Annotated in this window: 14 protein-coding genes; 8 read left to right on the forward strand and 6 right to left on the reverse strand. The window is 74.9% G+C overall.

Annotated features, from left to right (window positions below; genetic code table 11):
• Window positions 1-82: 82 nt before the first annotated feature.
• Together CK485_RS29730 and CK485_RS18195 are read left to right on the forward strand one after the other, a co-directional pair.
• On the forward strand, window positions 83-517 hold the full coding sequence (locus CK485_RS29730; protein ID WP_241968395.1) for a DivIVA domain-containing protein: 435 nt from the start codon (window positions 83-85) through the stop codon (window positions 515-517).
• Entirely contained in the window at window positions 510-1,106 is a 597-nt protein-coding gene (locus CK485_RS18195) for a DNA-3-methyladenine glycosylase I (protein ID WP_109451856.1), read from the forward strand. The genes CK485_RS29730 and CK485_RS18195 overlap by 8 nt, the downstream gene beginning before the upstream one ends.
• 24 nt (window positions 1,107-1,130) lie before the next feature.
• Here CK485_RS18195 and CK485_RS18200 read toward each other — a convergent pair whose 3' ends face one another.
• Window positions 1,131-1,928, reverse strand: a complete 798-nt coding sequence (locus CK485_RS18200; protein ID WP_109451858.1) for an enoyl-CoA hydratase-related protein — start codon at window positions 1,926-1,928, stop codon at window positions 1,131-1,133.
• A 341-nt stretch (window positions 1,929-2,269) separates the two neighbouring features.
• Between CK485_RS18200 and CK485_RS18205 the strand changes: the two genes are divergently transcribed.
• A complete protein-coding gene (locus CK485_RS18205) occupies window positions 2,270-2,437 on the forward strand; it encodes a DUF3117 domain-containing protein (RefSeq protein WP_107101321.1) in 168 nt (55 codons plus the stop codon).
• A 134-nt stretch (window positions 2,438-2,571) separates the two neighbouring features.
• Here CK485_RS18205 and CK485_RS18210 read toward each other — a convergent pair whose 3' ends face one another.
• Complete coding sequence (locus tag CK485_RS18210; RefSeq protein WP_109453206.1) at window positions 2,572-3,108, reverse strand: O-methyltransferase; 537 nt, start codon at window positions 3,106-3,108, stop codon at window positions 2,572-2,574.
• Window positions 3,109-3,429: 321 nt separating this feature from the next.
• Here CK485_RS18210 and sigE point away from each other — a divergent pair, with 321 nt between their 5' ends.
• The 5 genes from sigE (at window position 3,430) to CK485_RS18235 (ending at window position 8,239) form a co-directional block, all read left to right on the forward strand.
• On the forward strand, window positions 3,430-4,224 hold the full coding sequence (gene sigE / locus CK485_RS18215) for an RNA polymerase sigma factor SigE (RefSeq protein WP_109451860.1): 795 nt from the start codon (window positions 3,430-3,432) through the stop codon (window positions 4,222-4,224).
• A complete protein-coding gene (locus CK485_RS18220) occupies window positions 4,221-5,198 on the forward strand; it encodes a zf-HC2 domain-containing protein (protein ID WP_109451862.1) in 978 nt (325 codons plus the stop codon). Before sigE ends, CK485_RS18220 begins: the two co-directional genes overlap by 4 nt.
• A 186-nt stretch (window positions 5,199-5,384) precedes the next feature.
• Window positions 5,385-6,788 carry a trypsin-like peptidase domain-containing protein gene (locus tag CK485_RS18225; protein WP_109451864.1) on the forward strand — a complete coding sequence of 468 codons (1,404 nt, stop codon included), beginning with the start codon at window positions 5,385-5,387 and terminating at the stop codon, window positions 6,786-6,788.
• A 163-nt stretch (window positions 6,789-6,951) separates the two neighbouring features.
• Entirely contained in the window at window positions 6,952-7,416 is a 465-nt protein-coding gene (locus CK485_RS18230; RefSeq protein WP_109451866.1) for a sec-independent translocase, read from the forward strand.
• A gap of 136 nt (window positions 7,417-7,552) precedes the next feature.
• Window positions 7,553-8,239 (forward strand): hypothetical protein, encoded by a 687-nt coding sequence (locus CK485_RS18235; RefSeq protein WP_241968396.1) that lies wholly within the window; start codon window positions 7,553-7,555, stop codon window positions 8,237-8,239.
• 53 nt (window positions 8,240-8,292) lie between these two features.
• Here CK485_RS18235 and CK485_RS18240 read toward each other — a convergent pair whose 3' ends face one another.
• From CK485_RS18240 to CK485_RS18255, 4 genes are all read right to left on the reverse strand, one after another.
• On the reverse strand, window positions 8,293-9,447 hold the full coding sequence (locus CK485_RS18240) for an Mrp/NBP35 family ATP-binding protein (RefSeq protein WP_109453208.1): 1,155 nt from the start codon (window positions 9,445-9,447) through the stop codon (window positions 8,293-8,295).
• Between the two features lie 19 nt (window positions 9,448-9,466).
• A complete protein-coding gene (locus CK485_RS18245; protein ID WP_109451869.1) occupies window positions 9,467-10,102 on the reverse strand; it encodes a DUF1003 domain-containing protein in 636 nt (211 codons plus the stop codon).
• Complete coding sequence (locus tag CK485_RS18250; protein ID WP_109453210.1) at window positions 10,092-11,387, reverse strand: CBS domain-containing protein; 1,296 nt, start codon at window positions 11,385-11,387, stop codon at window positions 10,092-10,094. Before CK485_RS18250 ends, CK485_RS18245 begins: the two co-directional genes overlap by 11 nt.
• A 354-nt stretch (window positions 11,388-11,741) precedes the next feature.
• Window positions 11,742-12,293, reverse strand: coding sequence for a hypothetical protein (locus tag CK485_RS18255; RefSeq protein ID WP_109451871.1), 552 nt, complete (start codon window positions 12,291-12,293; stop codon window positions 11,742-11,744).
• Window positions 12,294-12,518 lie beyond the last annotated feature (225 nt).

The following is a 12,518-nucleotide window of genomic DNA, read 5'->3' on the forward strand; positions in this document are numbered from 1 at the left end:
CCCCTCCCCGGGCGGGGACCGCGCAGCACCGGTCGTGGCACGATCGTCCTCGACAGCGTCGGTCGGACCCGGGAGATCCCCCTTGTTCTGGTTCATGCTCATCGCGCTGGTCGCGGTGGTCGCCGCGGTCGCCCTCGCGGTGGTCGGCGACGGCGGCACGCTTCCCGAGGCCGAGCCGGACCGCCTGCGGGACCCGCTGCCCGCCGACCGCCCGCTCAAGGCGGCCGACCTCGAAGAGCTGCGCCTCGCGGTCTCCCCGCGCGGCTACCGGATGTCGGACGTGGACGACGTCCTCGACCGGCTCGGCGCGGAACTGGCCGAACGCGACGCGCGCATCGCCCAGTTGGAGGCCGCGCTCGCCTCGGGGCCGGGCCCCGGCGGGCACGCGGCGCACGGCGGCCCGGCCGGGCACGTCCCGCCCCCGCCCGGCCACGGCCCCGGGTTCGGCGGTGACGCCGGCCGGCCCGGCACCGGGCACGAGTGGCGGCCGCAAGGCGGTGACCCCAGCGGTGAGTGAACCGGCCGCCGGGCGCTCCCCGCTCACCGGCGACGACGGCCTGGCCCGCTGCCCGTGGGCGCTGTCCGCGCCGGAGTACCTGCCGTACCACGACACCGAGTGGGGCCGCCCGCTCCACGGCGACGACGCCCTCTACGAACGCGTCTGCCTGGAGGCGTTCCAGTCGGGCCTGTCGTGGCTGACCATCCTGCGGCGGCGCGAGGCGTTCCGCGCCGCCTTCGCCGGCTTCCGGATCGAACGCGTCGCCGCCTTCACCGACGCCGACCGCGAACGGCTGCTCGGCGACGCCGCGATCATCCGCAACCGGGCCAAGATCGACGCCGCCATCGCCAACGCCCGCGCCGCGCTGGAGGTCGACGGCGGCCTCGACCGGCTGATCTGGTCCTACGCGCCCGAGCCGGCGGGCCGCTCGGCGCCGTCCACCCTGGACGACGTGCCCGGCAGCACGCCGGAGTCGGCCGCGCTCGCCAAGGACCTCAAGAGGCGCGGCTTCCGCTTCGTCGGGCCGACGACCGCCTACGCGCTGATGCAGGCGTGCGGGCTGGTCGACGACCACCTCGCCGCCTGCCACGCCCGCCGCGCGGCCTGAGCCGCCGCGTGCCGCGCGGACCGCTCAGCGGCCCACGTACTTCGGCGGCTCCTTCTTCAAGAACGCCTCGACCGCGATCCGGTGGTCCTCGGAGGTGCCCGCCCGCTCCTGGAGTTCGTCCTCCTTGACCAGCGTCTCGATCAGCGAGTGCCCGGCGCCGTACGCCAGCGACTCCTTGATCGCCGCGTACGCCACGGTCGGGCCCTCGGCCAGCCGCCGGGCCACCGCGAGCGCGGCGGCGGGCAGTTCCGCGGCCGGGACGACCTGCTGGGCGATGCCCCACTCCAGGGCCTGCTGGGCGCTGATCGAGCGCGGGAACATCAGCAGGTCGGCGGCGCGGGCCGGGCCGACCAGCCGCGGCAGCGTCCACGAGGCGCCGGAGTCCGCGGTCAGCGCGACCCCGGCGAAGGAGGTGTTGAACGAGGCGGTGTCGGCGACCACCCGGTAGTCGGCGGCGAAGGCGAAGCCCGCGCCCGCGCCCGCCGCGACGCCGTTGACCCCGGCCACGACCGGCTTGGCCATGGTGGCGATCGCGGTGACGATCGGGTTGTAGTGCTCCTGGACGGTGTTCATCGTCCGGCCGCCCTCGGGCCGTCCGGCGCGCAGCGTCTCCACGTGCTCCTTGAGGTCCTGGCCCACGCAGAACGCCCGGCCGTTCGCGGTCAGCAGCACCGCCCGCACCGCCGGGTCGCCCGCCGCCTCGCGCAGGGTGTCGCGCAGCGCGTCCTTGGCCTCGGTGCTGAGGGCGTTCATCGCCTCGGGCCGGTTCAGGGTGATGGTGGCGAGGCCCTCGGTCACCTCGTAGAGCACGGTGTCGGCCATGGCGGTCGGTCCCCTCCGTCGCGGTTGGTGTGCGCCCAGCATGCCGGAGATCACCGCGGGCGGGATGTGACCTGCGTCAAAGAGCCGCCGCGTGCCGGGTCGCGGTCGCGCGGCGACGCCGCCGCCCGGTGATCCGGCTGACTTGCCGGAATGGACGGATTCGTGCCGTGCCCGCAGGTCCCGGCGGTGCCGGACGGCGGGCCGGGAGGGGAGGCGGCCGGTCCCCGATGTTGGTCATCGGGGACCGGCATGCGGGATAATGGCTTGGAACCAATGTGTTCGAGTCCGGTGGCGCCTGGGCCACCGGTTGCGAAGAGCTGGTTTCAGGAAGGGGAACGAGCATGGCGGCCATGAAGCCGCGGACGGGTGATGGCCCGCTCGAGGTGACAAAGGAGGGGCGGGGCATCGTCATGCGCGTTCCGCTCGAAGGCGGCGGACGGCTCGTCGTCGAGCTGACACCCGATGAGGCCGACGCACTCGGCGAGGCCCTCAAGAAGGCATGCGGCTGAATCAGGCGCGGTGAGCCGCTCGGCTCTTCGTCTCGGATCTCCACGGCCCCGGGCTTTCACGTACGCGCAGCGGCGCGTGCGTCAAAGCCCGGGGCCGTCGCCGTTCCCGCGCGCCCGCCCGCCCGGCACGCCGCTCAGCCCTTGCGCACCGCGCACAGCAGGCCGTCGTCGGTGGGCAGCAGCACCGGCACCATGGCGTCGCTGTCGCGCACCGCCCGCAGCACCTCGCGTATCTCCTGCACCTCGGTCTCCTGGTACGCGGCGTCCATCGCCCGGCCCTGGGCGAAGACCCCCTCGAAGCAGACCAGCCCGCCCGGCCGCAGCAGGCGCAACGATTCGGCCAGATAGCGTGTGTACTCCTGGCGGTCGCCGTCGCAGAAGACCAGGTCGTACCCGCCGTCCGCGAGCCGCGGCAGCACGTCCAGCGCCCGGCCGGGGATGAACCGCGCCCGGTTCGCGGCGAAGCCCGCCTCCCGGTACGCCTCCTTGGCCAGTTGCTGGCGGTCCGGCTCGCAGTCCACCGTGGTCAGCACGCCGTCGGAGCGCATCCCGTGCAGCAGGTGGATGCCGGAGACGCCGACGCCGGTGCCGATCTCGCAGACCACCCGGGCGTCCGCGGTCGCGGCCAGCATCCGCAAGGTGGCGCCGGTGCCCGGGGACACCGCGCGCACACCGGTGAGGCGCGCGCGCTCGCGGGCGCGCAGCAGCGCCTCGCCCTCGGCGACGAACGCGTCGGCGAACGCCCAGCTCGCCTGCCGGTTGCCGGTAATGGCCCTCTCCTGTTCCCCGGGTGCCCCGCCACCGCCGGGCGGGGCGGGCACATGGCCGCCCGGCGACTGTATCCGCTGCGGCCGGGAACCCGCGGAGGGGACCGTGCGTTGACGCTGGTGGGATCGGGTACGGGAGACCGCCGGTCGCCGCCGGTGGGACCGGGCCCAACAGGCCGGAGCCGGTGCAAAGTTGCTTATCCGGAGCTAACGGGCGAGGTGGATATGGTAGGGGCTCTACTGGACACCACCAGAGCCGACAGGGGAGGTGCGGCTGTCGACGGTGACCGGAAAGCGCTGTTCAGGCGCCTTCGTGGGCAGGTCGGCCAGCCGAAATCCGTGAACGAGACCGCTGACAGCTCCACCGCCGCATCCGGGGCCCCGGCCGCGACCACCACCGCGACCGCCTCCTTCGCCACGGACGGTGACACGTGGACTCCTCCTTCCTGGGAGGAGATCGTCAGCACGCACAGCGCACGGGTCTACCGCCTCGCCTACCGCCTCACCGGAAACCAGCACGACGCCGAGGACCTCACCCAGGAGGTCTTCGTCCGCGTCTTCCGGTCGCTGTCCACGTACACCCCGGGCACCTTCGAGGGCTGGCTGCACCGCATCACCACCAACCTGTTCCTGGACATGGTGCGGCGCCGTCAGCGCATCCGCTTCGACGCCCTCGGCGACGACGCGGCGGAGCGGCTCCCCAGCCGTGAGCCGTCGCCCGCGCAGCACTTCAGCGACACCCACTTCGACGCCGACGTCCAGCAGGCGCTGGACACCCTGGCGCCGGAGTTCCGGGCCGCCGTGGTGCTGTGCGACATCGAGGGCCTGTCGTACGAGGAGATCGCCGCGACGCTCGGGGTCAAGCTCGGCACCGTACGCAGCCGCATCCACCGCGGCCGGTCCCACCTGCGCAGCGCCCTGAAGCACCGCGCCCCCGTCGCCCGTCCCGGGCGTGCGGAGGCCGAGGTGCCGGTAGGAGCCGGCGGCAGCGGCGGAGCGGTGACGCGGGGGAGATCGTGAGCGGCACAGGCCAGTCAAGGAACGCCCGTGGCGCCCGGCAGTCGGCGCGGGCCGGTCTTGCGTCCGGCGTCGCCGAGGAGCACCTCGGCGACCGCCTCGCCGCGTTCGTCGACGGTGAGCTGGGCGGCGACGCCCGCGACCGCGTGGTGGCCCACCTCGCCACCTGCGACCGCTGCCGCACGGCGGCGGACGAGCAGCGGCGGCTGAAGTCCGCGGTGGCCGACGCCATCCCGCCGGCGCTGTCGGCGGGGCTGCTGGCCCGGTTGCAGGGACTGCCCGGCGCTGACCCGGGGGCGGGGCCGTCCGGCCCCGGCGGCCGCGGGCGCGGCGTCTTCGGCGGCAGCGTGCTGGGCGGCGGCCCCGGCGGCGAGGCGGACTCCCGCCTCGCGCCGACCGGCGAGCGGCTCGGCGGCTTCCCCATCCACGACTTCGGCAAGCCGTCCGGCGCCTTCGGCCGATCCGGCGCGGACTTCGGCCGCCCGTGCCACGACTTCGCGCGCCCTGGCGGCTCGGCATCCCGGGGGCGGCGCTTCGCCTTCGCCGCCGCGGGCGCGTTCTCGCTGGCCGCGCTGGCGCTGGGCGGCGCGCTGCCGCTGGACGCGGTGGTGGAGGGCGGCGGGGGCGCCGACCCGGCCACCGGGACGGCCACGACCCCGCTGAGCACCACGGGCATCGCCCAGCACGGCGCGGTCCGGCCCGGGGTGGCCTCCGTCTCGGTGGACAGCCGTCAGCTGTTCGCACCGCAGGGCGGGCGGGTCCCGGCCGGCGGCTCCTCGCCGAACGCCACCGCGCTGTCCGGTGCGGCGCTGTCCGCGTCCACCCCGACCGTGGTGCCGCCCTCGGCGCCCGAGCCGTCCGCCACGTCGCAGGCGTCCACCCCGCAGGCGCCGGGCGTGCCGTCGCCCACGCCGCCGTCCGGCGTGGCCCCCGAGCGCCCGCCGCTCGCCCAGCCCCCGCGGCACGCGGCCCACTGAGGGCGGCTGGTCCTTCCGGCCTTCGGGTCTTTCAGGCTTTCGTCCTTCAGGCCTCACGGCGGCCGGCCTCCGCTCCGGTGACGCCGCGTGCCTTCCCGGCCGCGTTGCGGCTTCCCCCGGGTCGGTGTGGGCTACGAGGTGGGCGGTGCCTCGCCGCCCAGGGGGCCCGCAGACCTAGGGGAGCGCATGAACGACGGCAAGCCCGCTCGTCCGCGCTGGTGGACGCGCCCGCGCAAGGACCGGCCCGCCCCGGCGGCGCCGCACGCCGCACCGCCTCGCCCCGGCCCGCCGCAACCGTCCGGGACCACCCCGGGGTCCCCCGGACGCAGCAACGCCCCCGTGCCGCCGTACGCGCCCGTCCCGCCCCCGCCGCACGACCCGCCGCCCGACCCCGGCACCGGCACCGTCTGGCACCGCTACGACCCCTGGGCGCCGCCCGGGCAGGCCGCGCTGCCGCCGCCGCCCGCGCCCGCCAGCGGTCCGGGGCGCCGCCGTCTGCTGCCCGGGGCGGTGCTGCTCGCGCTGGCCGCCGGGCTCGCGGGGGGTCTCACCGGTGCCGCCCTGCGCGGCGGAGGCGACTCCGGCGACGTCAGCCTGCCGCAGATGCCCACCGGCGGCGCGGGGCAGACCGCGCCGGGCACCGTCGCACGGATCGCGGCGGCGGCGCTGCCCGGGGTGGTCTACATCCACGTCAAGGGCGACGGGGTCGAGGGCACCGGCACCGGCATCGTGCTGGACACCGCCGGCCACATCCTGACCAACAACCACGTCGTCGCCCCGGCCGCGACCAGCGGCGACATCTCGGTCACGTTCAACGGCGGCGTGACCCGCAAGGCCGCCGTCACCGGCCGCGACACCGGCTACGACCTGGCCGTCGTCCAGGTCGGCGGCGTCTCGGGCCTGCGCCCGCTCACCCTCGGCGACTCCTCCGCCGTCCGCATCGGCGACCCGGTCGTCGCGATCGGCGCCCCGTACGACCTGGAGGGCACCGTCACCTCGGGCATCATCAGCGCCAAGGACCGCGCCATCACGGCGGGCGGCGAGGGCGGCGCGGGCTCCGACGTCAGCTACATGGACGCCCTCCAGACCGACGCGCCGATCAACCCGGGCAACTCCGGCGGGCCCCTGATGAACGCCCGCGGCCAGGTCATCGGCGTCAACAGCGCCATCCGTTCGGCCGACACCGGCTCCGGCGCGGACGGCGGCCAGGGCGGCAGCATCGGCCTGGGCTTCGCCATCCCGTCCGACGAGGCCCGCCGGGTCGCCCAGCAGCTGATCGACCACGGTCACGCGGTCCACCCCGTCCTCGGCGTCACCGTCGACATGCGCTACACCGGCGGTGGCGCCCGGATCGCGGCCACCGGCCCGAACGGCGCCCCCGCGGTCACCCCCGGCGGCCCGGGCGCGGCGGCGGGCCTGAGGCCCGGCGACGTGGTCACCGCGGTCGACGGCAAGCCGGTGCACACCGGCGAGGACCTGATCGTGCGCACCCGCGACCACCGGCCGGGCGAACGCGTCGCGCTGACCGTCGTGCGCGGCGGCCACCGCCTCACCCTGGACCTGGTGCTGGGCGGCGCCTCCAGCGGCTGACGGCGCCGCCGGGCCACCGCCGGGCCCGCCCGGACCGCCCCGGTGGCCCGCCGTTCCCCCACCGCTCGGGCGCGCTCCACCGAACGTTGGCCCGGCACCCTCCCGCGGCGCCGAGGGGGCCGGGTACCGTGGTGTCCTCGGATATCCACAAGGAGCTGCAGCGGTGTTCTTGGACATGGGGCCACTCGAACTGGTCACTATCGTGCTCCTTGCCGTGATCATCTTCGGTCCCGACAAGCTGCCGAAGCTGATCCAGGACCTGTCCGCGATGATCCGCAAGATCCGTGAGTTCTCCGACAGCGCCAAGGAGGACATCCGCAAGGAGCTGGGCCCGGAGTTCAAGGACTTCGAGTTCGAGGACCTCAACCCCAAGACCTTCGTGCGCAAGAACCTCCTCGACAACGACAGCCTGGGGCTGAAGGAGATCCGCAACGGCTTCGACCTCAAGGACGAGCTGTCCACGGTGACCGACGCGGTCTCCGAGAGCGGCCGTACGGTACGCGGCGCGACCGGGCACCAGGCCGCGGCCGGCGGCGCCGCCGCGTCGGACCGGCTGCGCAAGCGGCCCGCCCGCCCCGAAGCGGTCGAGCCCGGCGAGACGCCTCCGTTCGACGCGGACGCCACGTAGTCCGACCACCTGCCCGTTCCGCGCCCGCGGGGTGGCTATCCTCCTTCAGGTCGGGTCCGCCCAAGGGGTGGGGCGTGCAGGCCGGCGCACGGGCGCGGCCGACGGAACGTCAGGGCATCGAGGAGGCGCCGCGCGTATGGGGACCAAGAGTCGTGGCGGGGCGGCCGCGCCGAGCGGTGAACACGCCCCCGGCGAAACGGCCGGGCCGCAGCGGGAGCAGCGGCCGATCGAGGGATATCTGCTGGCCGACTTCCCGTGGTACGGGCTGGACGAGGCCTGGACCGGGCCGCGCTGGCTCACCCAGGTCGGTCTGAGCGCCGACGGCACCGTGGAGCACGGCTCGCTCGGCCACGGCGACGAGCCCACGCTGAAGGCCTCGTTGCCGATGGCCGATCCGGCGCCGGACGCCCAGCGGTTCGTGGTGGTCGTCACGCTGGCCCAGCGGCCGGTACGGCGCAGCGCGGACGGCACCGGGATGCTGGAGGCCACCTCGGTCTCCGCGGCGGCCTGGCTGGCCGGTGCGGGCCTGCTGTCCGGCACCTGGCCGAACCGCATGGAACGCTCGCTGCGCCAGGACTGGCTGGACCAGCAGACCGCGATCGCCTGGGAGCTGGCCGACGACCTCGACGGCCCGGCGTGGTCCACCCTGACGCTCCCGGTGGACGGCGCGCCGACGCCGTTCCGCTACCGGGAGTCGGAGTACGGGTGGGTGCTGGCCGGGACCACCGGGGACGGCGCCCACCTGGGCGCGTACGGGCGCGGCCTGAGCGCGTACGGGCTGGGTCTGGGCGTGGTCAAGGACGTGCGCGACTACGAGGCCTGACGGGCCGCCGCCCGGTGGCCGCGAGGGCCGCCGGGCGGGATGCCGTCCGCCGGCTAGAACTTGTTGCGCGGGGTGATCCCCAGCGACAGCCCGGCCAGCCCCCGCTGGCGCCCGCCGAGCTTGCCGGCGATGCTGCGCAGCGCCTCGGCGGCCGGGGAGCCCTCGTCGGACAGCACGACCGGGCGGCCGTCGTCGCCGCCCTCGCGCAGCCGCACGTCGATCGGGATGGAGCCGAGTACCGGCACGTTCGCGCCGGTGACCTTGGTCAGGCCCTCGGCGACCCGCTGGCCGCCGCCGGTGCCGAAGACGTCGACCGTCTCGCCGCAGTGCGGGCAGGGCAGGCCCGACATGTTCTCGATGACGCCGACGATCTTCTGGTGGGTCTGCACCGCGATCGTCCCGGCCCGCTCGGCGACCTCGGCGGCGGCCTGCTGAGGCGTCGTCACCACCAGGATCTCCGCGTTCGGGACCAGCTGGGCCACCGAGATCGCGATGTCACCGGTGCCCGGCGGCAGGTCCAGCAGCAGCACGTCCAGGTCGCCCCAGTAGACGTCGGCCAGGAACTGCTGGAGCGCGCGGTGCAGCATCGGGCCGCGCCAGACCACCGGCGCGTTGCCGGGGGTGAACATGCCGATGGAGATGACGCTCACGCCGTGCGCCGAGGGCGGCATGATCATGTTCTCGACCTGGGTGGGACGGCCGTCCACGCCCAGCATCCGCGGCACCGAGTGGCCGTAGATGTCGGCGTCGACCACGCCCACCTTCAGCCCGTCCGCGGCCATCGCGGCGGCCAGGTTGACGGTCACCGAGGACTTGCCGACGCCGCCCTTGCCGGAGGCCACCGCGTAGACCCGGGTGAGCGAGCCCGGCTTGGCGAACGGCACCTCGCGCTCGGCCTGTCCACCGCGCAGCGACGCCGCCAGCTCCCGCCGCTGCTCGTCGCTCATCACGTCCAGCTCGACCTCGACGCCGCTCACACCGGGCACGCGCGAGACGGCCTCGGTGACCTGCCGGGTGATGGTGTCGCGCAGCGGGCATCCCGACACGGTCAGGTAGACGGCGACCCGCACCCGGCCGTCATCGTCGATGTCCACGGATTTGACCATGCCGAGATCGGTGATCGGCTTGTGGATCTCGGGGTCGTTCACCGTCGCCAGCGCGGCGCGTACCGCGTCGGCCTCCGGTACTCCGTACGTGTCGGTAGCCATACGGACGATGGTACGGCGCCTACGGGCGCGCCCGGCCGTCACCTTCGTCACGCAGGTCGGTGTACAGGCGCTCCTCCAGCTCCTTGAGCATGTCCTGCATCTCCGAGCGGATCCAGTCGCGGGTCGCCACCTCGCCCAGGTTCATCCGCATCGCGGCGATCTCCCGGGTCAGGTACTCGGTGTCGGCGATGGACCGCTCGTTCTGCCTGCGGTCCTGCTCCAGGTTGACGCGGTCGCGGTCGTCCTGCCGGTTCTGCGCCAGCAGGATCAACGGGGCGGCGTAGGACGCCTGGAGGGAGAGCATCAGCGTCAGGAAGATGAACGGGTAGTGGTCGAACTGGAGATGACGCGGCGCGGCGATGTTCCACACCACCCAGATCACGATGACCACCGTCATCCAGACGATGAACCGCCCGGTGCCCAGGAACCGCGCGATGCGCTCGGACATCCGCCCGAACGCCTCCGGGTCGTAGGCGGGCAGCAGGCTGCGCCGGGGCGCGCGCGGCACGTCGAGGCGGGTCCTGGCGCGCGGCGGCGTGACACCCGCCCCCGCCTGCTGCTTGCCCTGCTGCTTGGCGCGCTGCTCGGCCTTGGCCCTGGCCCGCTCGGCCCTGGCCCTCAGGCGCTCCGCGCCGTGTTCGCGGTCACCGGGCATCGCGGGCCTCCTCCAGGTCCGGCACCGGCGACATCCCGCCGTGCCCGGCGGATTCCCGCCAGTCCTCGGGCAGCAGGTGGTCCAGTACGTCGTCGACGGTGACCGCGCCCAGCAGCGAACCGCTCTCGTCCACGATCGGCGCCGCGATCATGTTGTACGTGGCCAGGTAGCTGGTGACCGCGGGCAGCGGGGTGTCCGGCGGCAGCGGCCGCAGGTCGGTGTCGACCAGCGAGCCGACCAGCGCGAACGGCGGGTCGCGCAGCAGCCGCTGGAAGTGCACGACACCCAGGTACTTGCCGGTGGGCGTCTCGTCCGGCGGGCGGCAGACGTAGACCTGGGCGGCGAGCGCGGGGGACAGGTCCTGGTTGCGCACCCGGGCCAGCGCCTCGGCCACGGTGGCGTCCGGGCGCAGCACGATCGGCTCGGTCGTCATCAGACCGCCCGCGGTGCGTTCCTCGTACGACAGCAGCCGCCGCACCGGGGCCGCCTCGCCGGGCTCCATCAGCCCCAGCAGCCGCTCCTTGTCCGCTTCCGGCAGCTCCGAGAGCAGGTCGGCGGCGTCGTCGGGGTCCATCGCCTCCAGCACGTCGGCGGCGCGCTCCTCGGCGAGCTTGCCCAGGATCTCGACCTGGTCGTCCTCCGGCAGCTCCTCCAGCACGTCGGCGAGCCGGTCGTCGTCGAGGGCGGCGGCGACCTCGGCGCGGCGCTTCTCCGACAGGTGGTGCAGGACGTTGGCGAGGTCGGCGGGGCGCAACTGCTCGAAGGTGGCCAGCAGGTTGGCCGCGCCCTGGCCGTGCTCGACGGCGGCGAAGCCGGTCACCTGGGACCACTCGACGGTGAGCGTCTCGCCCCGGCGCCGCAGCGCTCCCCCCTTGCCACGCCGCACGAAGACCTTGTCGATCTCCCAGTCCCTGCGGGCGGGCAGCTGGGCCATCGACACGTCCAGGACGGTGACCTCCTCGTCGGTCTCCGTCAGCCGCACCCGGCGGTCCAGCAGCTCACCCAGCACCAGCGTCTCGGCCGCCCGCTGCTCGAAGCGCCGCAGGTTGACCACGCCGGTGGTGATGACCTGGCCGGACTCCACGCCGACCACCCGGGTCATGGGCACGAAGATCCGGCGGCGGCTGACCACCTCGACGACCAGGCCCAGCACCAGCGGCGGGCGGCCGCCGATGCGCAGCATCACCACGACGTCGCGCAGCCTGCCGACCTGGTCGCCGTTGGGATCGAAGACGGCGACGCCCGCGAGGTGGGAGATGAAGACCCGGGGGGCTCCCGCGACCATGCCGAGCCTCCGATACCTGTCCGCCTGCGTGTCCGTGTCCCTGACGTCCTCGACGCCCTCGGCGTCCTCGGCGCGCCGGGCGCCTCGGGCGCTCTCGGCACCCCGGACGCCCTGGCGCCCCAAGAGGGCTCACCCGCTCCGCGACGAGCGGCGCTCCCCACCCGAAGGGGTGCAAAGGATCAAAGGCAAGACTAGCCGCCCCAGGGTGCCTGGTCGCGACGCGCCCGCCAAGGAAAGACCAACTTCCGGCTGCCCGGTGCGACGCGCGGCAAGCCGCCTCGCCGAGGGTACCCGCGGTGTCACTCCCCGGGGTCACCCGGGCGGGCGACGACGTGCCCCCGCGGCGGGGGGCGCTCAGCGGCCGGAGCGGCGGCGGCCGAACAGCAGCCGGGGCAGTGCGGCGGGCACCGGACGGCGGGTGATGGCGGCGGTCGGCACCGGGGCGGCGGCGCCACTGCCGTCGGACATCGCCCCGGGGTGCTCGGCGGGCGGTCCGGACGGCTCCAGCCGCAGCACCCGGCACTCGCGGGCCCAGCGCTCCGTGATGGTGTCGGCGTCCGGCGCGTTGAGCCGCTTGCCCTTCAGCTCCTCGACGGCCGCCCGCCACGCCTCGCCGTGCGGCGCGAGTTCCCGGACCACGGCCGTGAAGGCGACCAGGCGGCCGCCCTTGTCCTTGCTGCGCACGGTGACCGTGGCCTCGGCGCCGTCCGCGAGCCCGCGCAGCGGCTGCTCGCCGGGGCCGCCGCCGACCAAACACACCGCGCCGTCCAGCCAGACGTGCCACAGGCCGACCGCCGGGCCTTCGGTGCCGCGCACCCACAGCAGCCCCGACTTCTTGGCCGCCTCCTCGATCAGCGCGCGTCCCAGCAGCTCGCGCCGCGCGGTCTCCGTTTCAGCCTCCGCCATGCGGGCCACCCTAGTACCGGGTCCCGGCCGAGCTGTCCGGCCGGTGGACGGTCAGTTCCGTGAGGGGGTCACGCCCCTTACGCTGAACGGGTCCTCGAACCGCTGTCCGAGCTGCTGAAGGGGTGTGCCCCACGTTGTCCGGCGCCTCGCCCGTCTCCCGGGCCCGTACGACGCGCCCGGCCGCCGGGCCGACGACCGGCCCCGGTGCGCCGGTCCCGTCGCCCC

This window comes from Streptomyces sp. ICBB 8177 (assembly GCF_003144095.1).
Taxonomy (GTDB): Bacteria; Actinomycetota; Actinomycetes; order Streptomycetales; family Streptomycetaceae; genus Streptantibioticus_D.

Excerpts from the sequence above, each read along its gene's own strand:
- CK485_RS18200 (WP_109451858.1), bottom strand. The coding sequence starts at position 1,928 with ATGGCCGACACCGTGCTCTACGAGGTGACCGAGGGCCTCGCCACCATC.
- CK485_RS18205 (WP_107101321.1), top strand. The coding sequence starts at position 2,270 with ATGGCGGCCATGAAGCCGCGGACGGGTGATGGCCCGCTCGAGGTGACA.
- sigE (WP_109451860.1), top strand. The coding sequence starts at position 3,430 with ATGGTAGGGGCTCTACTGGACACCACCAGAGCCGACAGGGGAGGTGCG.
- CK485_RS18225 (WP_109451864.1), top strand. The coding sequence starts at position 5,385 with ATGAACGACGGCAAGCCCGCTCGTCCGCGCTGGTGGACGCGCCCGCGC.
- CK485_RS18235 (WP_241968396.1), top strand. The coding sequence starts at position 7,553 with ATGGGGACCAAGAGTCGTGGCGGGGCGGCCGCGCCGAGCGGTGAACAC.
- CK485_RS18240 (WP_109453208.1), bottom strand. The coding sequence starts at position 9,447 with ATGGCTACCGACACGTACGGAGTACCGGAGGCCGACGCGGTACGCGCC.
- CK485_RS18245 (WP_109451869.1), bottom strand. The coding sequence starts at position 10,102 with ATGCCCGGTGACCGCGAACACGGCGCGGAGCGCCTGAGGGCCAGGGCC.
- CK485_RS18250 (WP_109453210.1), bottom strand. The coding sequence starts at position 11,387 with ATGGTCGCGGGAGCCCCCCGGGTCTTCATCTCCCACCTCGCGGGCGTC.
- CK485_RS18255 (WP_109451871.1), bottom strand. The coding sequence starts at position 12,293 with ATGGCGGAGGCTGAAACGGAGACCGCGCGGCGCGAGCTGCTGGGACGC.